17 protein-coding genes, 7 tRNA genes and 3 rRNA genes are annotated in these 26,141 nt (G+C 45.8%); 1 reads left to right on the plus strand and 26 read right to left on the minus strand.

Features of this window, described 5'->3' with window-relative positions; all coding sequences use genetic code 11:
• Nucleotides 1-533: 533 nt before the first annotated feature.
• The 11 genes from NYR25_07585 to NYR25_07635 all read right to left on the minus strand — a co-directional run bounded on the left by NYR25_07585 (nt 534) and on the right by NYR25_07635 (nt 12,733).
• Nucleotides 534-914, minus strand: coding sequence for a DUF956 family protein (locus NYR25_07585; GenBank protein UWF33446.1), 381 nt, complete (start codon nt 912-914; stop codon nt 534-536).
• A 119-nt stretch (nt 915-1,033) separates the two neighbouring features.
• A complete protein-coding gene (locus NYR25_07590; GenBank protein UWF33447.1) occupies nt 1,034-1,945 on the minus strand; it encodes a PTS system mannose/fructose/sorbose family transporter subunit IID in 912 nt (303 codons plus the stop codon).
• A 17-nt stretch (nt 1,946-1,962) separates the two neighbouring features.
• On the minus strand, nt 1,963-2,769 hold the full coding sequence (locus NYR25_07595; protein ID UWF33448.1) for a PTS mannose/fructose/sorbose transporter subunit IIC: 807 nt from the start codon (nt 2,767-2,769) through the stop codon (nt 1,963-1,965).
• A gap of 21 nt (nt 2,770-2,790) precedes the next feature.
• Nucleotides 2,791-3,771 (minus strand): mannose/fructose/sorbose PTS transporter subunit IIA, encoded by a 981-nt coding sequence (locus NYR25_07600; protein ID UWF33449.1) that lies wholly within the window; start codon nt 3,769-3,771, stop codon nt 2,791-2,793.
• Nucleotides 3,772-4,239: 468 nt separating this feature from the next.
• A tRNA-Leu gene (locus NYR25_07605) sits at nt 4,240-4,325 on the minus strand.
• 71 nt (nt 4,326-4,396) lie between these two features.
• Nucleotides 4,397-4,849, minus strand: coding sequence for a SprT family protein (locus NYR25_07610; protein UWF33450.1), 453 nt, complete (start codon nt 4,847-4,849; stop codon nt 4,397-4,399).
• Entirely contained in the window at nt 4,846-7,020 is a 2,175-nt protein-coding gene (locus tag NYR25_07615; protein ID UWF33451.1) for an RNA-binding transcriptional accessory protein, read from the minus strand. Before NYR25_07615 ends, NYR25_07610 begins: the two co-directional genes overlap by 4 nt.
• 104 nt (nt 7,021-7,124) lie before the next feature.
• Entirely contained in the window at nt 7,125-7,535 is a 411-nt protein-coding gene (locus tag NYR25_07620; protein ID UWF33452.1) for a hypothetical protein, read from the minus strand.
• Between the two features lies 1 nt (nt 7,536).
• The gene (locus NYR25_07625) at nt 7,537-10,206 is read right to left on the minus strand and encodes a cation-translocating P-type ATPase (GenBank protein ID UWF33453.1); all 2,670 of its coding nucleotides are present in this window, start codon (nt 10,204-10,206) and stop codon (nt 7,537-7,539) included.
• Between the two features lie 224 nt (nt 10,207-10,430).
• On the minus strand, nt 10,431-11,249 hold the full coding sequence (gene nadE / locus NYR25_07630; GenBank protein UWF33454.1) for an ammonia-dependent NAD(+) synthetase: 819 nt from the start codon (nt 11,247-11,249) through the stop codon (nt 10,431-10,433).
• Nucleotides 11,250-11,269: 20 nt separating this feature from the next.
• Entirely contained in the window at nt 11,270-12,733 is a 1,464-nt protein-coding gene (locus NYR25_07635) for a nicotinate phosphoribosyltransferase (GenBank protein ID UWF33455.1), read from the minus strand.
• 125 nt (nt 12,734-12,858) lie between these two features.
• On the opposite strand from NYR25_07635, the gene NYR25_07640 reads away from it, so the two are divergent.
• Nucleotides 12,859-13,581 (plus strand): WecB/TagA/CpsF family glycosyltransferase, encoded by a 723-nt coding sequence (locus NYR25_07640; GenBank protein ID UWF33456.1) that lies wholly within the window; start codon nt 12,859-12,861, stop codon nt 13,579-13,581.
• A 101-nt stretch (nt 13,582-13,682) separates the two neighbouring features.
• On the opposite strand, the gene NYR25_07645 is transcribed toward NYR25_07640, so the two are convergent.
• From NYR25_07645 to NYR25_07715, 15 genes are all read right to left on the minus strand, one after another.
• Nucleotides 13,683-14,384 carry a GntR family transcriptional regulator gene (locus tag NYR25_07645; GenBank protein ID UWF33457.1) on the minus strand — a complete coding sequence of 234 codons (702 nt, stop codon included), beginning with the start codon at nt 14,382-14,384 and terminating at the stop codon, nt 13,683-13,685.
• Nucleotides 14,385-14,411: 27 nt separating this feature from the next.
• Entirely contained in the window at nt 14,412-15,554 is a 1,143-nt protein-coding gene (nagA, locus tag NYR25_07650) for an N-acetylglucosamine-6-phosphate deacetylase (GenBank protein UWF33458.1), read from the minus strand.
• Between the two features lie 67 nt (nt 15,555-15,621).
• Nucleotides 15,622-16,410, minus strand: a complete 789-nt coding sequence (proC, locus tag NYR25_07655; GenBank protein ID UWF33459.1) for a pyrroline-5-carboxylate reductase — start codon at nt 16,408-16,410, stop codon at nt 15,622-15,624.
• A gap of 168 nt (nt 16,411-16,578) precedes the next feature.
• Nucleotides 16,579-17,595, minus strand: coding sequence for an alcohol dehydrogenase AdhP (gene adhP, locus NYR25_07660; GenBank protein UWF33460.1), 1,017 nt, complete (start codon nt 17,593-17,595; stop codon nt 16,579-16,581).
• A 231-nt stretch (nt 17,596-17,826) separates the two neighbouring features.
• Nucleotides 17,827-17,898 (minus strand) — tRNA-Gln (locus NYR25_07665).
• Between the two features lie 3 nt (nt 17,899-17,901).
• A tRNA-Tyr gene (locus tag NYR25_07670) sits at nt 17,902-17,987 on the minus strand.
• An 88-nt stretch (nt 17,988-18,075) separates the two neighbouring features.
• On the minus strand, nt 18,076-18,876 hold the full coding sequence (locus NYR25_07675) for a metallophosphoesterase (protein ID UWF34727.1): 801 nt from the start codon (nt 18,874-18,876) through the stop codon (nt 18,076-18,078).
• Nucleotides 18,877-18,976: 100 nt separating this feature from the next.
• Complete coding sequence (locus NYR25_07680; protein ID UWF33461.1) at nt 18,977-20,443, minus strand: peptide MFS transporter; 1,467 nt, start codon at nt 20,441-20,443, stop codon at nt 18,977-18,979.
• Nucleotides 20,444-20,554: 111 nt separating this feature from the next.
• Nucleotides 20,555-20,627: transfer RNA gene (locus NYR25_07685), tRNA-Thr, on the minus strand.
• A gap of 61 nt (nt 20,628-20,688) precedes the next feature.
• Nucleotides 20,689-20,761, minus strand: a tRNA-Asn gene (locus NYR25_07690).
• A gap of 6 nt (nt 20,762-20,767) precedes the next feature.
• Nucleotides 20,768-20,884: ribosomal RNA gene (gene rrf / locus NYR25_07695) — 5S ribosomal RNA — on the minus strand.
• A gap of 96 nt (nt 20,885-20,980) precedes the next feature.
• Nucleotides 20,981-23,903 (minus strand): 23S ribosomal RNA (locus NYR25_07700).
• Nucleotides 23,904-24,081: 178 nt separating this feature from the next.
• Nucleotides 24,082-24,154: transfer RNA gene (locus tag NYR25_07705), tRNA-Ala, on the minus strand.
• Between the two features lie 5 nt (nt 24,155-24,159).
• A tRNA-Ile gene (locus NYR25_07710) sits at nt 24,160-24,233 on the minus strand.
• Nucleotides 24,234-24,313: 80 nt separating this feature from the next.
• Nucleotides 24,314-25,890 (minus strand): 16S ribosomal RNA (locus tag NYR25_07715).
• Together the 16S, 23S and 5S rRNA genes with 4 tRNA genes alongside form the textbook arrangement of a ribosomal RNA operon.
• Between the last annotated feature and the right edge of the window lie 251 nt (nt 25,891-26,141).

The raw sequence follows: 26,141 nt of genomic DNA on the forward strand, positions 1-26,141 counted from the left end.
AAGGACCAACCGCCTAGCCCGCGGTTAGTCCTTATATTCCGTTAATCTTGCCGTCCTACTGCTGCCGTGTCAAAATGGGCTCCGAAACCCAGCTCTTTCCGGTTAATCAAATCCCCCACCAATCGCCTAAATCGCGATTAATGGGGGATCCAATTAATATTCTGCTCTCCTACTGCCGCCATGTCGAAATGAGCTCCAGCCCCTAGCTTCTTCCGGTTAACCAAATATAAGGACCAACCGCCTAGCCCGCGGTTAGTCCTTATATTCCGTTAATCCTGCCGTCCTACTGCTGCCGTGTCGAAACGGGCTCCGTACCCCAGCTCTTTCCGGTTAATCAAATCCCCCATCAATCGCCTAAACCGCGATTAATGGGGGATTCAATTAATATTCTGCTCTCCTACTGCCGCCATGTCGAAATGAGCTCCAGCCCCTAGCTTCTTCCGGTTAACCAAATATAAGGACCAACCGCCCAGCCCGCGGTTAGTCCTTATATTCCGTTAATCCTCACAAGCTGCCCAAGGGGCTTCCGCTCTCTATTTTCGTATCCTTCTCCACACTTCTTTTAATCCGCGCTTTACTACGTCTACTACTCCTAGTGAGCGGACCATTCTTTCCTCATCCACGTATTTGCGAATTCCTCTCAACAATTCGTGGGGCTGCCTTGCCGCAAAGCTGAAAGTTCCACTATGCTTGGTTTTAATTGCGAACCGGGGAATCCACCTTCCCCCAAACATTAACGACGCAATTACCTTGTCGACTTCCTTCCACGGAATTTGAATGTAGTTTTTTACGTTGCGGTTATCAAAAAATTCAAAACCACGGTCGCCAATCATTATTTTGCCGTAATCCCCCATTCCAAGAAATGAGGTTGCGTCCGTAACTTGGTCCACCTTGGTGTTAATCGATTGTACCATTCAATTTGCTCCATTCTTTATATTTGCTGTTTCCATTATAATGCGCGGTCGAGTTAACCGCAAAAACTCTTAACAAAAAAAGCCCAGGCCATTGCCCAGACTTTATTGGAATCATTGCATTACATAACGTGTAGTAAGTGAAGTACAACACCAAGAATGAATAGACCAAAGATAACGATGATTGGTGAAACACCCTTCTTAAGCAACCACATGCAAAGTAATGTAAGCAGTAATCCTGCTAAACCTGGAATTAATTGATCCAAGTTGTCTTGCAAAGTAGTAACCTTTTCACGAGTGAGTGACAAACCATTCGATTGTTCGATAAGGGCTTTTTGGATACCCTTTGCACCACTTGGCAAGTTTGCCCAGTCAATGTAAGCACCCTTACTTTGCTTTACAGTTGAAACAACCGGTGTGAACTTAACCACAACCCAACGGTTAATCAATGAACCTAAGATAAACATACCGAGGATGGAAGCACCCTTAGTAACGTCTTGGAGTAAACCACCAGACATATCTTCAGTAATCTTTGAACCAGCTTTGTAGCCGAATTCTTGAGTATACCAAGTGAAGCCCATCCGAATTGCGTTCCACAATACGAAGTAAAGGATTGGTCCTAAGATACTGCCACCCATTGCTAGTGAAGCAGCCAAAGCACCTAAAATTGGCTTAACGGTGAACCAGAATACCGGGTCACCAACCCCAGCGAGGGGTCCCATCATACCAACTTTAACACCTTGGATAGCAACGTCATCAATTGGTGCACCATTAGCACGTTCTTCTTCAAGTGACATTGTAACCCCAAGGATTGGAGCAGCTAAATATGGGTGAGTGTTAAAGAATTCCAAGTGACGAGTCAAAGCTGCGGCACGGTCTTCTTTAGTCTTGTATAACTTCTTGAGGGCTGGGATCAATGTGTATGCCCAACCACCATTTTGCATCCGTTCGTAGTTCCATGAACCTTGCAGGAATGTGGAACGTAACCAAACGTGAATACGATCTTTTTTAGTTAATTGAACTTTTTCTTGCATTTTATGTTGGCCTCCTTCTAGTATTTGTCGATAATGTCGCCGAGTGGATCACCAGTACCTGAATTACCACCGTTGCTTGAACCACCCATCTTAGAAAGGGTTAAGTAAATCAACGCAAGTGAGATACCGATTGTACCTAAAGCGATCAATGTTAAATCTTGAACAGTTGCTAAAACAAAGCCAAGTGCGAAGAATGGCCAAACTTCTTTAGTAGCCATCATGTTGATAACCATTGCGTAACCTACGGCAACAACCATTCCACCACCGATTGATAGACCATCGGTCAACCAAGCTGGCATAGCAGAAAGTAAACCACGTACAGGACCAGCACCGATTGCCAAGATCAATGCTGCAGGGATCGCAATCCGCAAACCTTGCATGATGATCGCAATGTAGTGCCACATTTCCAATTTAGCAAAGCTACCTTCTTTAGCAGCCGCGTCCATGATGTGAACAATCAAGGTTGCCAATGTACGAGCAATGATGGTAAGCAAAAGACCAGCTACAGCTAGCGGAATTGCAAGGGCAATCGCTGATGAAACACCTGCTTTACCTTGACCACCTAAAACTAAAATAATAGCAGAAGCTACAGAAGCTAAAGCAGCGTCAGGAGCAACCGCAGCCCCAACGTTAGACCAACCTAAAGCGATCATTTGTAGTGAACCACCTAAAATAAGGCAAGGTACTAAATTACCAGTTACTAAGCCGATTAACGTACATGCAATTACTGGTTGATGGAAATGGAATTGGTCCAAAATACCTTCCATACCAGCTAAGAATGACACGATAACGACTAAAATCATTTGAATTGCATTCAATGCCATGATTATTAATCCTCCGTTTTATTAGTTATTTTTTTGTTTATTAAGCTCATCTTGAGCCTTCTTCATAATTGCGTCTAAATTATCCTTTGAATCGGAAGGAACTTTCCGAACGTCCATTTCAACGCCCATGTCTTCCAGCTTCTTGTAAGTGTCAATATCATTTTGGTCAAACGCCAATACGGTATTTGGTTGAACTTTTCCAGCTGAATGAGCCATCGAACCAACGTTCAAAGTCTTAATTGGAACACCGCCTTCGATAGCCTTCAAAGCATCTTGAGGGGTTTCAAACAAAAGCATTGCCCGGGTGCCACCAAAGTGTTTGTCGTCTTTAGCCAACTTAATCATTTGTTCGATTGGAACAACGTGGGCCTTAACGCCTGCTGGGGCAGCTTGTTTGATCATTGATGAACGCAACTTGTCTTTAGCAACGTTGTCAGAAACAACAATGATCCGGTCTGGGTTAGTAGTCTTCGTCCATGAAGTAGCAACTTGACCATGAAGTAAACGAGTATCGATCCGTGCTAACACGTAATCAAAGTGGCCTGGCTTACCAGTGTTAACTGGTGCAGCAGCCTTAGCAGCCTTTGGAGCTTCCTTAGGTTGGAGTTCTTCAGGACGAACCTTAACCCCTTCTTTTGCTGTATCAATGATGTGTGCAGCAATTTCTTGCGCTGATTCCATTGATAGACGAGAAGCGTATGCTTCAATTAACATTGGCAAGTTCAAACCGGCAACGATTGCCCATTTGTCCTTGTGTTCTTCAAACAAGTTATTAACTTGGTTGAATGGAGTGCCTCCCCATAGGTCGACTAAGAATAATACTTGGTCTTGGTTACTAAAAGAAGCAATTGCTTCTTGAAGTTTTGCTCTGAGATCGTCAGGGCCTTCGCTAGGCATTAAGGTTACGGCCTTAACGTCTTCTTGTTCACCGAAGATCATTGAACCGGATTGTAAAATGCCTTTGGCAAATTCACCATGACTAGCAATGATAATTCCTACCATCTGTCTGTATACCTCCCATTTTTTGTTTGTTACAGTTGAAAAAATAAAAAATAAGTTCTAAACCTGCAACTAGTTAGAATAAATTCTTGACAGCCTTTCCAATTTTAAAATTAATTAACCAATCCCAAAAACGTTTTCACAACGTCCCAGAAAAAATTAAATTTGCAATAAAATTGTGGCCAGCTGTCGATCTACCGCCACCGAATGGTAATCAGTAGGACCAACATACCGCTAACACAGTATGTTTAGCTTCCATTAACTATATAAGCAAATACCGTGCCAAAATACACTAGGCTTAACGTAAGCGAATACAAGCCTTTTTAATAATACACTATTTTAATACACTATTCTGTATCACTTAGTGTATCAAGTGTGTTATTAACTCCCCCGAAAATCTGGTCATTTTTTGACAAAAAAAGAGCTGTGATCCAAGTTAAGTTGAATCACAGCTCTTTAACCGAAGAGTAATGCGGCCAAGAGGGTTCGAACCTCCACCCGAGTAAATTCGGACAGGATCCTTAATCCTGCGCGTCTGCCAATTCCGCCATGGCCGCAAAAAACCTTACTAGATAATAATAGCAAAACCACCATTAGCTAGCAAGTGTTTTTTATAAAAATATTTTTATTAGTGTTTTAACCTTAACCGGCCCCCGCAACGCCCACAAACGTAGCGTCGCACGTTGATTCGGCGTTGGCGATGATAAAGTTGACCACAATTTTCACACTGGTATACTAATCGCCCCGTTGCAGCAGTCCGGCGCTTAGACGTCACTGGAGCGTAGCGTAATCCCCCGGTCCGTTGCAGCAACTCCTTAAAATGTGGGTTGCGGTGGTCCGGCTTTTCATGGTGTACGTGTAGCCAATAGTGCACCAACTCGTGCTTAATTACGCCCACCAAAGTCGCTTCATCAAACTCACTTAACATGAGGGGATTAATTTCAATGTGGTGATCACGCAAAAAGTAGCGACCGCCCGTCGTCCTTAAACGGCGGTTAAACCGCGCTTCATAAGGGAACTCCTGATCAAAAAATTGTTTAGCCAGTTGGCGCGTTAATTGAGTTAACTCTAGATCAGTCATTGTTCTTCATCCGGGACCATGGTGAGTTGGATCCGGTTTCGTTTAGTATCCACGCTTTCTACCCAAACGGTGACGATGTCTCCGACCGCCACCACATCACTAGGGTGCTTAACAAAGCCCTTTTTAAGCTTAGAAATGTGTACCAATCCGTCCTGTTTAACGCCAATATCCACAAACGCGCCAAAGTCGATAACGTTGCGGACGGTGCCTTGCAGCTGCATCCCTGGTTGAAGATCTTCTAAGGTTAATACGTCGGAGCGTAATAGCGGTGCGGGCATTTCGTCCCGTAAATCCCGCCCCGGTTTTTGTAGTTCTTCGAGGATGTCGTGAAGCGTTTCTTCCCCCACCTGCAGCTGGGCTGCCAATTGTGCGACCTTAACCTGTTGCAACGTTTGGTTAAAAGCCGGAGTCCCTAAATCATGCAGGTTTAATCCCAGTTCCTTCATCAGGGCCTTAACCACCGGGTAACTTTCTGGATGAATTCCCGTATTATCGAGCTCATCGTCCCCATCAACAATCCGCAAAAAACCAATTGACTGTTCGTATGCTTTAGGTCCCAATCGTGGAACTGATTTAATTTCTTGTCGGGTTCGGTAACTGCCGTTGGTTTCCCGAAACTTAACGATGTTTTGCGCCGTCGTTTTAGTTAACCCCGAAATGTGGGTCAATAACTCTGGACTGGCGGTATTTAAGTTGACCCCCACCTGGTTAACCGCGGTCTCTACCACGTGGTCTAGTTGTTCGCGTAAATCTTTTTGGGCTACGTCGTGTTGGTATTGGCCGACTCCTACCGCTTGGGGATCGATTTTAATCAACTCTGCTAACGGATCTTGTAAACGCCGGCCAATGCTAATTGCACTACGTTCTTCCACTTGTAAATCAGGAAACGCTGCACGAGCAGCCGGACTAGCTGAGTATACGGAAGCTCCGGCTTCGTTGACGATTACGTAATAAACCGGACGCGCAATCGTTTTGATGACTTGAGCCACGAATTCTTCAGATTCCCGGCTAGCTGTCCCGTTTCCAATCGCAATCATTTCCACATGGTATTTTTCAATGAAGTCCTTCAGTTGATCAGCCGCAGCAGCCCGTTTAGCCTGGGGAGCCGGGCGGTGTGGGTAGATCACTAACTTATCTAAGAACTTCCCGTTTTCATCAATTACCGCTAATTTACAACCAGTACGGTAAGCAGGGTCAAACCCGAGCACCACCTTGCCCTTGAGTGGCGCTTGCATTAGCAAGTGGTACAAGTTTTCCCCAAAAACTTTAATCGCCCGTTGTTCGGCCATTGCCGTCAGTTCCGCACGCATTTCTCGTTCAATTGCCGGACCAATGAACCGTTTGTAAGCGTCCCGATAAGCAGCTTGGACCACTGCCACTGCCGGGCCCCGGTGCTTTTGCACTAAGCGAAAGTTTAGGTAGCGTTCGATTGCCGCTTCTTCCACCGCGACTTTGACCCGCAGAATCTTTTCCTTTTCCCCACGGTTAATTGCTAACACTTGGTGGGGAGCTAATTGAGTAAGCGCCGCTTGAAAATCGTAGTAAATCGCGTAAACGCCGTTTTCATCCATTTCTTTTCCCTGACGCTTAACTTTGCTGACTAACGTACCGTTATGTTGGGTATATTTACGAATCCACGCCCGCATTTCCGCCTGTTCGCCAAAGGCTTCGGCTAAAATTTCGTGAATTCCTGCTTCCACATCTTCTACGGAGCTTAATCCCGTCGACGAGTTAACCGCAGCCGCAAACCGCTCTTGTAAACCCCGTTGGGGAAAAGTTAATACCCACGCTGCTAAAGGCTCCAGACCAGCTTCCTTAGCAATTGTCGCTTTAGTCCGCCGCTTTTGCTTGTACGGTAAATACAAATCTTCTACCGTAGTTAAGGTTGTGGCTTGCTTAATTTGTTGTTTTAAACTTGCAGTTAATTTTCCCTGTTCTTCAATCTGCTTTAAAACTTCGGCTTTCCGCTTTTCCAACGTTTCCGTTTGGTGGTAAGCCGCCTGGATTTCGCGAATTTGTACTTCATCAAGACTATGGGTCCGCTCTTTACGATAACGTGCGATGAACGGCACCGTATTTCCTTCGTCCAACATCTCCAACGTTGCCCGAATTTGTTGCGGACGGTAAGCAGGCAACTGCTTTTCTACCAAACTTAAAATATCTGCTTCCAAATTTAAACCCCACTTCGTTAATACTTTTAACACAAGCTAAGAGGCTGGAAAAATTTCCAGCCTCCTCCTTAAACTAATTTTTTACTAACTAACCTAGGCTTGTCCTAGCCCATTAAGCTACTCATAAATTTGGTTAATGTTTTAGTCATTTGTTCCATTGCAGCTTCCTGAGCACGCTCAGACGCTTGAAATGCTTCTTCGTCCAACTTTTTAGCCTGAGCATCTACCGCATCAACCATTTTTTGACATTGTTCAACATATTCTTTTAGGTGGCGTTTCAATAGTTGATGTTTGCCGATTAATTTTGCAGGCACTTTAGCGTTTCTAATCATTTTTTCTAACGCTTGGTACTGCTCGGTTGCCACTTGAAATTGTTGCTTAATTTCCTCCACCGTTCCTAGCTGACCAGCTTTCTTTAGTTCTTGAAAGAACGGATCCACGTTGGAACCGACCTCTTCTAACTTCTCCGTTAACTTTGAAATGGTGTTTGCGTATGCTTGAATACTTACCTTCATCTTAATTTCCCCGTGTTTTCTTTAAAGTTCGTTGAACTAATTTTACCACTTCCACAATCACAATCATTGATAAAGATGCCCCAATTACAATCAACCACTGGTGTAAGTTTAGGTGACTAACGTGGAAAAGGTCGTTGAAGCCTGGTACCACAATCGTAATTGCTAACAAAGCAAACGCGATGAGGATCGCCCAGTTAAAGAATTTATTTTTCCAAGTGGTTGCTTGGAAAATTGAGCCGTGAATCGACTTCGAGTTAAAGGCGTGGAAAAGCTGGATCAAGCCTAACGTTGCAAACGCCATGGTCAAGGCATCGGCATGGATCTGTGCACTACCAGAATGGTCTGGGAAAGCCAACGCCATTGCGTAAACAAATAGGGTGATGGCTCCTTCCAGAATCCCTTGATAAATCACGTTTCCGGCCACCCCACCCGATAAGAAACTAGATCTTTTATCGCGTGGCGGTTGCTGCATCACGTTTTTTTCTGCGGGCTCAAGTCCTAGAGCAATGGCAGGCAAAGTGTCGGTCACCAAGTTTATCCACAGAATGTGCACTGGTGCTAAAATTTGCCAACCCATCATCGTCATTACGAACAGGGTCAAAACTTCCCCAAGGTTAGCTGATAAGAGGTATTGAATCGCCTTTTGAATATTAGCAAATACTTTACGCCCTTCTTCAACCGCCACTACGATGGTAGCAAAGTTGTCGTCGGCCAACACCATGTCACTAGCACCTTTGGAAACTTCGGTTCCGGTAATTCCCATTGCCACCCCGATATCCGCTTGTTTTAAGGATGGGGCGTCGTTTACGCCGTCCCCGGTCATCGCCACCACTTTGCCCTTCTTTTGCCAAGCATCCACAATCCGGACCTTGTGTTCGGGAGCCACCCGGGCGTAAACCCGGTAATTTGCTACGTGATCTGCTAGTTGTTCGTCGGTTTGCTGATCGAGTTCTGCGCCAGTAACCACCGCCGTGTCCACTTCAGCATCGGTGATCATCCCTAACCGTTTAGCAATTGCACCTGCGGTATCACGGTGATCCCCAGTAATCATTAGGGTTTGGATTCCCGCGGCGTGGGCTTCTTGAATAGCTTGTGCCACTTCGGGACGTTCTGGGTCAATCATCCCCACTAATCCCGCAAAAACTAACTCGTTTTCCACTACCGCACTGGTTAATTCTTCGGGAACCGCGTCAACAATCCGGTACGCAAAGCCCAGTACCCGGATTGCTTGCAACGCTAAATCATGGTTTACGGCTTGAATTCGGCGCTCTTCATTTTCATCCATTGGCAATTCAGCACCCGGCATTGCATACTTGGTGGTCCGTTTCAAAAGTTCATCCGGCGCTCCCTTAACGGTAATCAGATACTTACCGTCCGGCAACGCATTGATTGTGGACATCAGCTTTCGTTCTGAATCGAACGGTACTTCAGCGACCCGCTGGTACTGGTCAATTACCGCGGCACTAGAGTACCCCCGCTGGTCATTGAACGCAATCAAGGCCGTTTCAGTAGGGTCCCCCACCAAATCCTCGTCAATTTTTTTCGTGTCGTTGTTTAAAATCATTAGGTCAAACAACTTGGATTGGAAATCAGGAGCCACCGCTGTGGCATCCATTAGCTGGTTGTCCACAAAAAGTTTTTCAACCGTCATTTTATTCTGGGTGAGGGTTCCCGTTTTATCCGAAGCAATGATCTGCGTACTACCTAAAGTTTCCACTGCCGGGAGTTTTCGAATGATTGCATGCCGTTTAACCATCCGTTGGGTACCCAAAGCTAAAGTGATTGTAACGATTGCTGGTAAGCCTTCAGGGATGGCCGCTACCGCAAGCGAAATTGCGGTTAGCAACATGTCAATTAAGCTTTCTTGGCCCCGTAGCATACCGACCGCAAACACCACCACCGCAATGGCCAAGATCAACCACGTTAACGTCTTGCTTAACTTAGTCAGGTTGCGTTGTAAAGGAGTAATGGTTTCATCAGCATCGTTAATTAACCGGGCAATTTTACCCACTTCGGTTGCCATGCCGGTATGAATCACAATTCCCTTTCCGCGTCCGAAAGTAACGTTACTATTCATAAAGGCGAGGTTGGTGCGGTCGCCTAGGGGAAGCTGTTCGTCATCTAGGGCCGCCGTTTGCTTATTTACCGGGACCGATTCTCCCGTTAGCGCCGATTCTTCAATCTGCATGGAAGCTGATTCTATTAGGCGTAGGTCGGCCGGCACCACGTCCCCAGCTTCTAAAATGACCACGTCTCCCGGAACCAAATCGGTACTCTGAATTTGCTGGATTTGGCCATCCCGTTCAACCTTGGCTTGCGGAGCAGCCAAACTTTTTAACGCATCAATAGCCTCTTCTGCCTTAGATTCCTGAAAAACGCCAAAGATTGCGTTTAACACCACTACCAGCAAGATAATCAAAGCGTCGACTCCTTCGCCCACAAATACTGAGATTAAGGCGGCCACGAGTAACACAATGATCATTAAATCTTTAAACTGGGCCAAAAACTTTTGTAGCAAAGTCGTTTTACTCTTAGTAGCTAATTCGTTACTACCGTATTTTTCCAACCGTCGTTGCGCTTCGGCGGCCGTGAGTCCGGATAACCGAGCGTCTTGCTCAACCACGGTATCCTCAACGGTCCGTTGCCAATCCTTTAACTTACTTGCCTTCATTCTCTTTCCTCCATTTAACTTGGGATATTAAAGTTTAAAAAAAGACCCATGTGCGTCGAAAAACACTTCTCGACACACATGAGTCTCACTAATTTAAGGTAATACCAGATTTTTTCTTGCTGATGACATTACCACAGCTAAGCTGCAAGTTACTCCCTCATGTTATCCACATTATACCGGAAATTATTTTCCCTTTACAAGTGACGGGCCTTGAACTTAACGATTTATTTATCAAAAACGGTATACGGCAAAGCACGTTTATGGGCGGTCCGTTGGTACCAACCTTCAATTTTTTCAGCCGCTGCGTCGCTAACTTCCTTACCTTCTAGATAATCATCAATGTCTTGGTAAGTTACGCCTAACGCGACTTCATCCGGTAATGCTGGACGTTCATCTTCTAAGTCCGCCGTGGGCACCTTTTCGTAAAGCTCAACGGGCGCGTTTAACGCTTTAAGCATCGCCTTGCCCTGTCGCTTATTCAAGCGCCATAGCGGAACGATGTCCGCACCGCCATCCCCAAATTTGGTATAAAATCCGGTCACCGATTCGGCCGCGTGGTCGGTTCCCACCACGATTCCCGCGGTTTCCCCGGCGATACCGTATTGGGCAATCATCCGTTGCCGAGCCTTGATGTTTCCCTTGTTAAAATCAGATACCTGAACTCCAGTTGCCTCAATAGCGGCTACCATTGCGTCTGCAGCCGGTTTGATGTCAATTCGTACCACCCGGTCCGCCTGCATGAATTCAATTGCTTTCATAGCGTCCGATTCATCAGCTTGCACTCCGTAAGGTAGGCGCACCGCGATAAATTGGTAATCGGCATTGCCGGTTTCTTTCCGGAGCTCCCGAATTGCCATTTGTGCTAACGCTCCGGCCAAGGTGGAATCCTGCCCGCCAGAAATTCCCAATACTAGCGAACGTAGGCTAGGAACGCTTTTTAGGTAGCGTTTCATAAAATCAACGCTGCGTCGGATCTCCTTTTCTGGGTCAATTGTTGGTTGAACCCGTAAAGCTTCAATAATTTCTTGTTGCATTTTGCGCATTTTTTACGCCCCCCATATATTTAAAATTTAAGTTGATTTACGTAATCTCGAACGCGTTTAATAATGGAAACCTTGTGGTCGTAACACTCTTGTGAAAGATCCACCGGATAATCTTGTGGATTCAAATCACGTTTGTATTCATCCCATAAGGAATCTAAACTTTGCCGAGAGAATTCTTTGATTTCTGCTAAGGATGGTCGGTCATAGACTAACTCGCCGTCCTTGAAGATGGTTTGTAGTAACGGACGGGCTTCAAAGTCAGTCACCGTCTTATTAATGTACGTATAGTTCGGGTGGAACATGTATAGCGAATCCTTTTCGCGAGGATCTTCATCCCAAAGCGTAATGTAATCCCCTTCTGATTTACCATCCGCCCGCCGAGAAATTCGCCAAACCTGCTTTTTGCCTGGTGTAGAAACTTTTTCAGCATTGTTAGACAATTTGATGGTGTCGACCATTTTTCCGTCCCGTTCGATGGAAACCATCTTATAAACGGCCCCTAACGCGGGTTGGTCGTAAGCGGTAATTAATTTGGTACCCACGCCCCAAACTTCAATCTTGGCTCCCTGCATCTTTAAGTTTTGAATGGTCTTTTCATCCAAATCGTTGGAAGCGTAGATTTTAGCGTTTGGATAACCCGCTTCATCCAATTGTTCGCGAACTCGTTTAGATAGGTAAGCCATGTCACCACTGTCGATCCGTACTCCAAGGAAATTAATCCGGTCGCCCATTTCTTTAGCCACCCGAATGGCGTTAGGTACCCCACTTTTGAGGGTGTCGAAGGTGTCGACCAAAAAGACGCAATCATGGTGGGTCGTTGCATAAGCCTTGAACGCATCGTAGTCGTTCATGTAATATTGCACCATTGCGTGAGCGTGGGTTCCACTAATTGGAATCCCAAATTTCTTTCCGGCCCGAACGTTGCTAGTAGCATCGAAGCCCCCGATGTAAGCAGCTCGGGTTCCCCAAATTGCCGCGTCAAATTCTTGGGCACGGCGCGTACCAAATTCTAATAATTTATCTGAACCAACTACGGACTTAATCCGTGCCGCCTTGGTTGCAATCAAGGTTTGGTAATTAACTACGTTTAAGATTGCCGTTTCCACCAGTTGGCAGTCGGCCAGCGGCCCTTCAACTTGTAAAATCGGTTCGTTATTAAAAACTAGGTCGCCTTCTACTGCCGAGCGGATGGTTCCTCGAAAATGAAAGTTCTTTAAAAATTCTAGAAAGTCATCCGGGTAGCCACCCACTTCCCGAAGATATTCAATATCACTTGCTGAGAAATGGAGATTTTCAATATAGTCAATCACCCGTTCTAGCCCAGCAAAAACTGCGTATCCATTGTCAAAGGGCATCTTTCGAAAGAAAACTTCAAAAATTGCCTTTTGGTTATGGATTCCCTTTTCCCAATAAGTTTGAATCATATTGATTTGATAAGCGTCTGTGTGTAAAGTTAATGTGTCATCTGGAAATTCTTGTACCATGATGATTATGCTCCTACTCTTTATTTTTTAAAGTATTAAATTTACCGGTGGACATAAAATACATTGTTTTAATTTTATCATTTATGCGCCAAATCGCAATTTTATCGTGAGGAGAACCGTTAATTATGAAATTTCCAACCGCCAACGTCTTGGGGTTTAATTTTTTACAAACAACCCAAGCCCAATTTTTAGAACAATTACATACTGATTTAGCGGCCCACCAGAACCGTTTCGTGGTCACCGCTAACCCCGAAATTATTATGTACGCTAAAAAGCATCCCGCCTATGCCCAGATTCTTCACCAAGCAGATTACTTGGTCGCCGACGGCATTGGCGTCGTGAAAGCAACCCAACACACTGCCGTTCCTTTACCTGAACGTGTGACTGGATACGAGCTTTTCGAAGAGCTTTTACGTTGGGGGAACGCCCACCACTCGCGAATTTACTTCCTAGGAAGCAAACCGGACGTGATTACCCAAGTAATTGCCAAAGTTAACCGCCAGTATCCTCATGTTGAGGTGGCTGGTTTTCACGATGGTTATTTTGCTGATTTCGCCCCCATTCAAACTGAAATTCAACGCACCCAACCCGCAATGGTATTCGTGGCTACCGGATTTCCGAAGCAAGAAGAGTTCATTCAAAAATCCCGCCATCTGGCACCGGCAATTTGGATGGGCATCGGGGGCAGCTTCGACGTCTTTGCCGGGGCGGTCAAGCGGGCACCGCAATTTTGGCAAAACCACAACTTAGAGTGGTTGTACCGTTTAATCACCGATCCACGACGGATCAAACGGCAAATCGTGCTCCCCGTCTTCATGATTAAGGCGTGGTGGGCCAACCGGAAGTAACTATCCACACAAAAAAACGAGGATTAGAGTTCTTAAAAAGAACCTAACCCTCGTTTTTTGTGGCTTGGGAATCAACTGTCCCAATTCCTTACCACTCATCTTTAACGATTTAAATAAAATTCGAACCGTTCACCTACGTACTGAGTTCGCACGTATTCAAATGGCGTCCCATCTTGGGCGTACGACACCTGATGGAGCCGTAAAATTGCTGCTCCCCGTTTAACGTCAAGGTATTCTGCAACCTTTTCAGAAGCTAACATCGCCGACACGGTTTGCTCAGCACGGCCGATCACCAACCCTGCGCGTTCTTCCAAAGTATTGTACAACGACTTGGTTACTTCAGATTTACTAAAATTAGTAACTAATTTTTCGGGAATGGTCGCCGTTTCGTAACAAATCGGTACCCCATCCGCATACCGGATCCGTTCCATTCGGAGTACTAAATCTCCATCCGCTAACTTTAATTTTTCAATCTCACTTAACGATGGCTCACTAGTATGGTAAGAAATCGTCTTACTTGACGGCTTCTTACCTTGGGCTTCCGTTAGTTCCGTAAAGCTGGTCACTCCAGAAACTTTTTCCTGAACTTTCTGGCTGGCAACGTACGTTCCCGAACCCACCTTACGTTCTAAAATCCCTTCATCAACCAAAGTTGAAATCGCTTGGCGTAAAGTCATTCGGCTAACTTTAAAATGGTTTGACAGTTCCCGTTCGGCGGGAATCCGCTCCCCAACTTTCCATTTTCCTGCTTCAATTGCCTTCTTGATTTCATTATGAATCTGAATATATACCGGTGAATTCATGATTGTACTCCTACTTGTTTTTAACTATTAATCTTCCTTAGCAAACTTTTTACCGTAGCTGTAAGTTTCTAACTTGTTAAGGTCGCCGTCGAAGACGTTTAAATCGGCGTCTTTACCGACTTCTAGGGTTCCTTTAGAATCTAAGCCAAATTCACGCGCTTGGTTTACCGAACTCATTTGAACAGCTTCGGCAATTCCACAACCAAAGAACTTCATGGCGTTCCGGAAGGCATCGTCAAAGGATAGCACTGATCCGGCCAACGTACCATCGGCTAAGCGAGCTTGCTTGTCCTTTACGTAAACCTTTTGTCCACCAAGTTCGCTTTCTCCTTCGGCAATCCCTTTAGCACGCATTGAATCGGTAACCAATTCGATCCGTTCCGGACCCTTAACTTCATAAGCCAGTTTTAACATGTCGGGAACGATGTGGAAACCATCACAGATTAATTCCGCGTAGATGTTGTCTTCCAACATTACGTGTCCCGTAACCCCTGGTTCACGATGCTTAAATTCACGTTGGGCATTGTATAAGTGGGTGGCGTGAGTAACCGTACTATTTAGCAACTGTGCGCGAGTAGCGTTGGAATGTCCGACTGAAGGAACAATTCCATGATCCAAGCAGTATGCTTCAAATGCGTCGGAGCCCGCGTGTTCAGGTGCAATCGTAATTAATTTCACCCGGCCGCCTGAAAGCTCGTTCCATTTACCAAGCAGTGCTGCATCCGGATCCTTAATGTATTCTTCTGGTTGAGCACCCTTGTATTTCGCCGAAATGAAGGGACCTTCCAAGTGAACTCCTTGGATAACGGGATTCTCTTCCGCGGCCTTTGCCACGCCCCGCATTGATTTCTCAATGTTTTCGTTGGATTGGGTCATTGTGGTACAGAAGAAACTGGTAACCCCTTCGTTGACTACCGCTTGGTTTACCATTTCGTTGATTTGTTCTGGATCGCCGTCCATCGCATCAAATCCGTAACCACCGTGAGTGTGCACGTCAATGAAGCCTGGAACAATAATTTTGCCCCCTGCGTAATAAACTTCATCGTCACCCTGTGCCTTATACTCGCTCATTGGGCCAACTGCTTCGATGGTCTTACCAAATCGAATGTAGCCGTCATCAATCTTTTCGAGGCCCGTATAAATTGTCGCATGTCGTAAAACTGTACTCATGAATTTTCCTCCTCTAAGTTAATCTAGCTTCATTATATATCGGTATAGACCAAAAAACAAGATTACCTTAACCGTTTTCTTTTGCCACGGTTGCGTCGATTCCCTTTACTACGGCGGGACTAAACCCAGCTTCTTCCATTGCCAGCAAACCTGCCACGGTGGTTCCGCCCGGCGAAGAAACCTTATCGATCAATGCGTATGGCACCTCATCGCTATTAAGCACCATTTGCGCGCTGCCTTGAACCATTTGCGCAGCAATTTTAGTAGCATCAGCCTTAGTTAACCCATATTTAACTCCCGCCCGGGAAAGTGCGTCAATAAATAGGTAGGCGTAGGCTGGTGCGCTTCCTGCAAGTGCTGCAAAGATTGGAAAATCATTTTCGGCAACTTCCATGGTTTTTCCAATCCGAGCAAATAACTCAACCCCCGCTTGGTACGGAGCAGCGTTAAGGTCGCCCGTGGCTTTGACCGCTGTCATTCCTTGCGCAATTTCAACGTTCACGTTCGGCATTACCCGTAAAATTGGTTGGGTAGTACCTAAAACTGCTTGTAAGTCCGCTAAGCTAACTCCAGAAGCAATTGAAACTACTAATTTGTCTTCAGTTAGTGCCGGCTGAATTTCTTCAGCAACGCGCTTAATCACCGTTGGCTTCACCGCCAAAACGATTACGTCTGCTTGTTGGGCTACCGCCGTGTTATCTGACAACGCGGTTAATCCATGTTGCTTTGCAAAAGTTTCGTAATTTTGTGGGTGCGCGCTGTGGACCAAAATATCCTTACCAGCGACATCTTTTTTTACTAATCCACCAATAATTGCTTTGGCCATGTTTCCAACGCCAATAAATCCAAGTTTCATTTGTATTCCCCCGCTTTTTCGTTAATTATTTTAATTTTATCATTAAATCGGCGCTAGTTAAGCAATATTTATGAAGGTTTAACACTTCTCTAATTGCTGAGGTTTCCTTAAATATAAAAACGAGGTCGCATTCTACGACCTCGTTAAAATTCAATTGATTTGTATCAACTATTTATGCATGTCAACGACCATCCGTCCTTCAATTTGTCCAGCACGCATTTCATCAATAATATCGTTAACTTCGTCTAACCGACGAGTTTGAACAATCGGCTTTACTTGTCCGTCCGCCGCAAACTGGAAGGCTTCTTTTAAGTCATTACGGGTGCCTACTAAGGAACCTACCACTTCAATACCATCTAGGACGACCCGGGGAATTGATAGGTCCATTGTGTCTACTGGTAAAGCTACGGCAACCAGCACTCCACCAGCCTTCAGACAATCTACTGCGGCGTTAAAGGCTACCTTGGCTACCGCCGTTACTACCGCTGCTTGCGCGCCGCCGCACCGCTCTTGGATGACCTTGGCAGGATCGTCCTTGGCAGAATTAATTACTAAATCTGCACCTAATTTTTTAGCTAGGTCTAACTTCTCATCGTTGATATCAACAACCGCTAACTTCGCGTTAAATACATTCTTTGCGTATTGGATCGCCAGATTACCTAATCCACCAGCCCCAAAAACTGCTAGCCATTCGCCAGGACGGATTTTAGATTCCTTAATTGCTTTATAGGTGGTTACGCCCGCACATGTAATCGAACTGGCCGCCACCGGATCCAAATTGTCCGGCACCTTTACTGCGTAATCCGCAGTTACGATCACTTGATCCGCCATGGCACCATCAACTGTGTATCCAGCATTTTTAACTTCCCGGCAGAAAGTTTCTCGCCCGGTGGTACAGTATTCACAATGCCCACAGCCTTCAAAGAACCAGGCAATGGAAACCCGATCTCCCACTTTTAAACTACGGACGTCCGCACCGATTTCCCGCACAATGCCAATTCCTTCGTGACCAATCACCCGACCAGGTTGTTCACCAAAGTCACCGTTCGCCACGTGCAGGTCCGTATGACAAACCCCACAGTATTCAACGTCAACTAAAGCCTCATTGTCTCTGATCGGACGCAATTGCTTTTCAACAATATCAACGTACCCATCACTTTGGTCTCTAACAACTGCTGCACGCATTTCAACTACCTCCCAACCAAGCTAAAGATTTATTTTCACTACCTTTATTATAATACGATACCGTACTTTGTGAAAGCGTTTTCTAAAAAGGATCATGAAATAACTTTTTCTATAACTACTTAATTGTTTGATTATGCAAAGCTTATCGTTCAAATAACCACTTTTGAGATCAAAACTGCAATAAAAGAGCGCACAAAAAAACTCCACGTCATCGACATGGAGTTTAACTGATTGGGCTAGCTGGGTTCGAACCAGCGCATCACGGGATCAAAACCCGTTGCCTTACCACTTGGCTATAGCCCAATATGGTGGAAGGGAGTGGATTCGAACCACCGAACCCGAAGGAGCGGATTTACAGTCCGCCGCGTTTAGCCAGACTTCGCTACCCTTCCATATAAGTTGTCGTCTTATCTATCCGACTTAATTATAATAACTAATCTCGAAGAATTTTGCAAGCTTTTTTTGAAACTTTTTTTAAATTTATTCAAGATCAATTATAAGTAATCGCTGAGCCCATTCAGTAATAAAATTATCCGAATTCCACTCGTTGATTCGTCTCTTATGATATCCGACTGAATTATTATAATATATCCCGCCAGCTGTTGCAAGAGGTTTATAGTGAAAATGTAGGTGTCCAGATAAAATAATTTTTGGTTGGTATTTTGCCAGTAATTGTTCCATTCGGCGACTGCCCATCATCCCGTTAGCCATGTTCCAAAACCGATAGTCATCCGTATACCGAATGTATTCATGCCGCACCGCAAAATGAGTCATAAAAAGTACCGACTTAGGTTGAGCCGCTTGCAGTTGCCGTTCCGTTTGCTGTAAAACACGATCCATCCGTTCCAGATCGGAGATCGGCTGATCAATGGCGGTATCTACCCAAAATGTCTTTTTCCACCGCCAAAATTGTTCGGGTGTTTTGTCCACATTATCTGCAAAACTGTAGTCATACCAGCCGTTGTTGCCAATAATACGCCAGTCGGTTCCCGGAACGTCATAGAATTGGTTGTGTAAATACTGGGGATGTTTTAGATTTTCTAAGCCAGCGTAATCAATATCATTTAGCATATCGTGGTTACCAGCAATGAAAAATACTTTAGTCTCCGGTAATTGTTTCTGCAATTTTTCCACGTATGCCTTACTCCGGTCGAACTTATTAAATAAGTCCCCCGCAATTAAGTAAATTGCCACGTGATTTTCCTTAAGGTACTGTGCTTGCTCCACCAGCGTTTGTTCAATATCCACCTTATTAATGTCAAAGTGATTATCACTAGTCATTGCTACTCTCAAAACGTTCGCCCCTACTTTACTTAACTTATCCCCAAATAAAAAAGATGAACTAAGCATAACCTAGTTCATCTTATAAATTCAAATTTTATTAACGAATTCCTTGCATCTTTTTACTGATCCATGGTGAAAGTAACCATAGAACGAGCGCAAAGATAATCGTAATGATTCCGGTCCAAATGAAGTAGCCAACTTCGTGACCAGGATAGAGTTTAACTAGTTGCGCGTTAATCGCTTGTCCAGCCGCATCCGCTAAGAACCACATACTCATCATCTGTGATGCAAACGCTGCGGGAGCTAATTTAGTAGTTACGGATAATCCAATTGGGGAAATCAACATTTCACCAATTTCAACGATTGCCCAGCTACCAACTAGCCAAAGGGCGTTTACCTTTCCATCAGTACCAAACATCAAGCCTGGTAGTGCAATAAAGAGGTATGAAATCCCGGTAAATACCAACCCGTAGGTAAATTTCTTCGGAGACGAAGGTTGTTTTTTACCTAGCTTAGTCCACAACCAAGCAAAAATCGGGGTGTATAACATGATAAACAACGGGTTCAACGATTGGAAGTTAGCTGGCGTGATGTTGATCCAACCATAATGAAGTTGGGTCCGATCCGCAGCGAACAATGCCAACACAACTGAACCTTGTTCTTCGATTGCCCAGAATAAAGTTGCGGCAATGAAAAGTGGTACGTATGCCCATAAACGGGAACGTTCACCTTTAGAAACCTTGTTGCTGGTGAACATTAAGATGAAGTAAACCACTGGCGTAATAATAGCTACAATACTGATTAACAAGACTACGTTATCAATCGTAAGTACGTTAGCAATGAACATTACCAATAAAATTAATGCAAGTACTACTACACCCACAAGTACGCGTAGGCTAAACTTCTTAACTTCTTCTGGTTGAATTGGATCTGAAGGATATAAACTATCCTTATTTAAGTATTTTTTACCATCAAGATAATATTGTACCAGTCCGAAGAACATTCCAATTGCGGCTAACGAGAAGCCAGCATGGAAACTGATTTGAAAACCAACCCACGAAACAATTAACGGAGCCAGCAACGCGCCCAAATTAATACCAAAGACAAAAATACTAAATCCGGCATCTCGTCTGGTATCTTCTACAGAGTAAAGTGAGCCGACCATCTCAGAAACGTTAGGCTTCAACATTCCTGTACCGATAACGATTAGCGCAATTGACACAAGTAATGCCGCGCTACCGAATGGCAATGAAAGGGCAATGTGCCCGAACATAATTAAAACACCACCGTAAAAAACGGTCTTCCGACTACCCAAAATCCGATCACTGATAAATCCACCAGCGACACTAGCTAAATAAACTAATGAACCATAAATGGCCATAACTGAAGCAGCAGTAGCTTGGCTAAAACCTAGCCCACCTTGCGTGACTGCGTAATACATGTAATAAATTAAAATTGCACGCATTCCGTAGTAACTGAACCGTTCCCACATTTCTGTGAAGAACAACGTCATCAAACCACGCGGTTGACCAAGAAAAGCTTTATCTTTTTCTTGTGTATTCAATTTTCATTTCCTCCATGATTCTTGCCCAATCAAAATAATACTTAAGGCTATAAACTTGGGACTATATATGAAAAAAACGCCTTATCTTTAACATTAAGGCGTATTCCATAATGCCGGCTAGGTGAGTCGAACACCTGACCTACGGTTTACGATACCGCCGCTCTACCAACTGAGCTAAGCCGGCATTGGCTTGGCTTTATAGCATAAAAGGATGCTAACAACTCGGTTAACATCCTTAAAGCTAACTCCGGCAGGCGGACTCGAACCGTCGACACCCTGATTAACAGTCAGATGCTCTACCAACTGAGCTATGCCGGAATAATCGCATGGCAACGTCCTACCCTCGCAGGGGGCGATCCCCCAACTACTCTTGGCGTTAAGAAGCTTGACTTCTGTGTTCGACATGGGAACAGGTATATCCTTCTCACTATCGTCACCACACTCTGTGCTAACTTGCGTTATCACTTGAGAAAACTTTTGTCCTCTCAAAACTGAATAATATCTACATTTTCTTTCGAGTTACTTGCCACGTTCTACTTGGTTAAGTCCTCGACCGATTAGTACTAGTCCGCTCCATGTATCGCTACACTTCCACTTCTAGCCTATCTACCTGATCATCTCTCAGGGGTCTTACTTGCCCGAAGGCAATGGGAAATCTCATCTTGAGGCGAGTTTCACACTTAGATGCTTTCAGCGTTTATCTCATCCACACATAGCTACCCAGCGATGCTCCTGGCGGAACAACTGGTACACCAGCGGTGTGTCCATCCCGGTCCTCTCGTACTAAGGACAGCTCCTCTCAAATTTCCTACGCCCGCGACGGATAGGGACCGAACTGTCTCACGACGTTCTGAACCCAGCTCGCGTACCGCTTTAATGGGCGAACAGCCCAACCCTTGGGACCGACTACAGCCCCAGGATGCGATGAGCCGACATCGAGGTGCCAAACCTCCCCGTCGATGTGAACTCTTGGGGGAGATAAGCCTGTTATCCCCAGGGTAGCTTTTATCCGTTGAGCGATGGCCCTTCCATACGGAACCACCGGATCACTAAGCCCGACTTTCGTCCCTGCTCGACCTGTCTGTCTCGCAGTCAAGCTCCCTTCTGCCTTTACACTCTGCGAATGATTTCCAACCATTCTGAGGGAACCTTTGGGCGCCTCCGTTACCTTTTAGGAGGCGACCGCCCCAGTCAAACTGCCCACCAGACACTGTCTCCCGCCACGATTAGTGGCGCGGGTTAGAGGGTTCATACAACGAGGGTAGTATCCCACTTGCGCCTCCTCCGAAACTAGCGTTCCGGATTCTACGGCTCCTACCTATCCTGTACAAGCTGTACAAACACTCAATATCAAGTTACAGTAAAGCTCCATGGGGTCTTTCCGTCCTGTCGCGGGTAACCCGCATCTTCACGGGTATTATAATTTCACCGAGTCTCTCGTTGAGACAGTGCCCAGATCGTTACGCCTTTCGTGCGGGTCGGAACTTACCCGACAAGGAATTTCGCTACCTTAGGACCGTTATAGTTACGGCCGCCGTTTACTGGGGCTTCAGTTCAAAGCTTCGCTTACGCTAACTTATCCCCTTAACCTTCCAGCACCGGGCAGGCGTCAGCCCCTATACGTCATCTTACGATTTTGCAGAAACCTGTGTTTTTGATAAACAGTCGCCTGGGCCTTTTCACTGCGGCTGATCTTGCGATCAGCACCCCTTCTCCCGAAGTTACGGGGTCATTTTGCCGAGTTCCTTAACGAGAGTTCTCTCGCTCACCTTAGGATACTCTCCTCGACTACCTGTGTCGGTTTGCGGTACGGGTAGTTAAACTCTAACTAGAAGCTTTTCTCGGCAGCGTGACGTCAGGAACTTCGTTACTTAAATTTCACTCCCCATCACCGCTTGTCCTTAAGAAATCAAGCATTTGACTCGACTTCAGACTCACGGCTTGGACACCCACTTCCAATCGGGTGCATTCCTTAGCCTCCTGCGTCCCTCCATTGTTCAAACAAGTTTAACTAGTACAGGAATCTCAACCTGTTATCCATCGCCTACGCCTCTCGGCCTCGGCTTAGGTCCCGACTAACCCTGGGAGGACGAGCCTTCCCCAGGAAACCTTAGTCATACGGTGGATAGGATTCTCACCTATCTTTCGCTACTCATACCGGCATTCTCACTTCTAAGCGCTCCAACAGTCCTCACGGTCTGCCTTCGTCGCCCTTAGAACGCTCTCCTATCACGCCACCTAATGGTGGCATCCACAGTCTCGGTAATATGTTTAAGCCCCGGTACATTTTCGGCGCAGGATCACTCGACTAGTGAGCTATTACGCACTCTTTAAATGGTGGCTGCTTCTGAGCCAACATCCTAGTTGTCTATGCAACTCCACATCCTTTTCCACTTAACATATATTTAGGGACCTTAACTGGTGGTCTGGGCTGTTCCCCTTTCGACGATGGATCTTATCACTCACCGTCTGACTCCCGGACATAAATCGATGGCATTCGGAGTTTATCTGAATTCGGTAACCCATGACGGGCCCCTAGTCCAAACAGTGGCTCTACCTCCACGATCCTAATTCCGAGGCTAGCCCTAAAGCTATTTCGGAGAGAACCAGCTATCTCCAAGTTCGTTTGGAATTTCACCGCTACCCACACCTCATCTCAGCACTTTTCAACGTACACGAGTTCGGTCCTCCAGTGCGTTTTACCGCACCTTCAACCTGGACATGGGTAGGTCACTTGGTTTCGGGTCTACATCCGCATACTAATTCGCCCTCTTCAGACTCGCTTTCGCTTCGGCTCCGTCTCTTCAACTTAACCTGGCATACGAACGTAACTCGCCGGTTCATTCTACAAAAGGCACGCCATCACCCATTAACGGGCTCTGACTTCTTGTAGGCACATGGTTTCAAGAACTATTTCACTCCCCTTCCGGGGTGCTTTTCACCTTTCCCTCACGGTACTGGTTCACTATCGGTCACTAGGTAGTATTTAGCCTTGGGAGATGGTCCTCCCGGATTCCGACGGAATTTCACGTGCTCCGCCGTACTCAGGATCCTGAACTGAGGGAGTTTGATTTAACTTACGGGGCTATCACCCTCTCTGGCTGGCCTTCCCAGGCCCTTCAGCTATCAAGCTCTTTGGTAACTCAAATGTTCAGTCCTACAACCCCAAGAAGCAAGCTTCTTGGTTTGGGCTGTTCCCGTTTCGCTCGCCGCTACTCAGGGAATCGAATTTTCTTTCTGTTCCTGTGGGTACTGAGATGTTTCAGTTCCCCACGTTTACCTTCACACATCCTATGAATTCAGATGCGGATAATAGTCGATTAAAACTATTGGGTTGCCCCATTCGGAAATCCCCGGATCAAAGCTTACTTACAGCTCCCCGAGGCATATCGGTGTTAGTCCCGTCCTTCATCGGCTCCTAGTACCAAGGCATCCACCATGCGCCCTTCCTAACTTAACCTAACTTTACCTACGGTAAAGCGATTAATTGAGTATTGCGATTATTTTGAACTAATCTTGTTTAACTCTTTAAAATTACGCGGTTTTCTCTCGGTTTAATTATGATTAATTAAAATTAGAAAATTATAGATATTATTCAGTTTTCAAAGAACAAAAGCAGAACAACAAACGTTGTTCAATGGAGAATAGCGGGATCGAACCGCTGACCTCCTGCGTGCAAGGCAGGCGCTCTCCCAGCTGAGCTAATTCCCCATGTATGGGCCTAAATGGACTCGAACCATCGACCTCACGCTTATCAGGCGTGCGCTCTAACCAGCTGAGCTATAGGCCCGATACGCATGTGTTTTGAGAGTAGACCTCTCAAAACTAAACAAAACTTTGACTCGTGTGCGGTTCCGTATTATTCCTTAGAAAGGAGGTGATCCAGCCGCAGGTTCTCCTACGGCTACCTTGTTACGACTTCACCCTAATCATCTGTCCCACCTTAGACGGCTAGCTCCTAAAAGGTTACCCCACCGGCTTCGGGTGTTACAAACTCTCATGGTGTGACGGGCGGTGTGTACAAGGCCCGGGAACGTATTCACCGCGGCATGCTGATCCGCGATTACTAGCGATTCCGACTTCGTGTAGGCGAGTTGCAGCCTACAGTCCGAACTGAGAATGGTTTTAAGAGATTAGCTAAACCTCGCGGTTTCGCGACTCGTTGTACCATCCATTGTAGCACGTGTGTAGCCCAGGTCATAAGGGGCATGATGATTTGACGTCGTCCCCACCTTCCTCCGGTTTGTCACCGGCAGTCTCACTAGAGTGCCCAACTGAATGCTGGCAACTAGTAATAAGGGTTGCGCTCGTTGCGGGACTTAACCCAACATCTCACGACACGAGCTGACGACAACCATGCACCACCTGTCATTCTGTCCCCGAAGGGAACGCCTAATCTCTTAGGTTGGCAGAAGATGTCAAGACCTGGTAAGGTTCTTCGCGTAGCTTCGAATTAAACCACATGCTCCACCGCTTGTGCGGGCCCCCGTCAATTCTTTTGAGTTTCAACCTTGCGGTCGTACTCCCCAGGCGGATTACTTAATGCGTTAGCTGCAGCACTGAAGGGCGGAAACCCTCCAACACTTAGTAATCATCGTTTACGGCATGGACTACCAGGGTATCTAATCCTGTTCGCTACCCATGCTTTCGAGCCTCAGCGTCAGTTACAGACCAGACAGCCGCCTTCGCCACTGGTGTTCTTCCATATATCTACGCATTTCACCGCTACACATGGAGTTCCACTGTCCTCTTCTGCACTCAAGTCTCCCAGTTTCCAATGCACTTCTTCGGTTGAGCCGAAGGCTTTCACATTAGACTTAAAAGACCGCCTGCGCTCGCTTTACGCCCAATAAATCCGGATAACGCTTGCCACCTACGTATTACCGCGGCTGCTGGCACGTAGTTAGCCGTGGCTTTCTGGTTAAATACCGTCACTGGGTGAACAGTTACTCTCACCCACGTTCTTCTTTAACAACAGAGCTTTACGAGCCGAAACCCTTCTTCACTCACGCGGCGTTGCTCCATCAGACTTGCGTCCATTGTGGAAGATTCCCTACTGCTGCCTCCCGTAGGAGTCTGGGCCGTGTCTCAGTCCCAATGTGGCCGATTACCCTCTCAGGTCGGCTACGCATCATCGCCTTGGTGAGCCGTTACCTCACCAACTAGCTAATGCGCCGCGGGTCCATCCAGAAGTGATAGCAGAGCCATCTTTTAAAAGAAAACCAGGCGGTTTTCTCTGTTATACGGTATTAGCATCTGTTTCCAGGTGTTATCCCCTGCTTCTGGGCAGGTTACCCACGTGTTACTCACCCGTCCGCCACTCACTTCGTGTTAAAATCTCATTCAGTGCAAGCACGTCCTGATCAATTAACGGAAGTTCGTTCGACTTGCATGTATTAGGCACGCCGCCAGCGTTCATCCTGAGCCAAGATCAAACTCTCATATTAAAATGATGAGTCTTTTTCAAGCTCATTAATTGTTTGTTTTTGCGAATTGACTTCGCATGTTTGTTCTCACTAAATCATATTGATTTGCGAGTCCTCACACGATCGTTTGTCAAAATTTTGTTCAGTTTTCAAAGGTCTACCATCGTTGTCAGGTCAACGTTTATAACGCTTTTGACAACTATTTAACTATATCATTGAGAAAAATGATTGTCAACACTTTTTTTAATGAATATCTCATTATTTCTCGTTTC

Origin of the sequence: Pediococcus acidilactici (assembly GCA_024970065.1) — a bacterium.
Taxonomy (GTDB): Bacteria; Bacillota; Bacilli; order Lactobacillales; family Lactobacillaceae; genus Pediococcus; species Pediococcus acidilactici_A.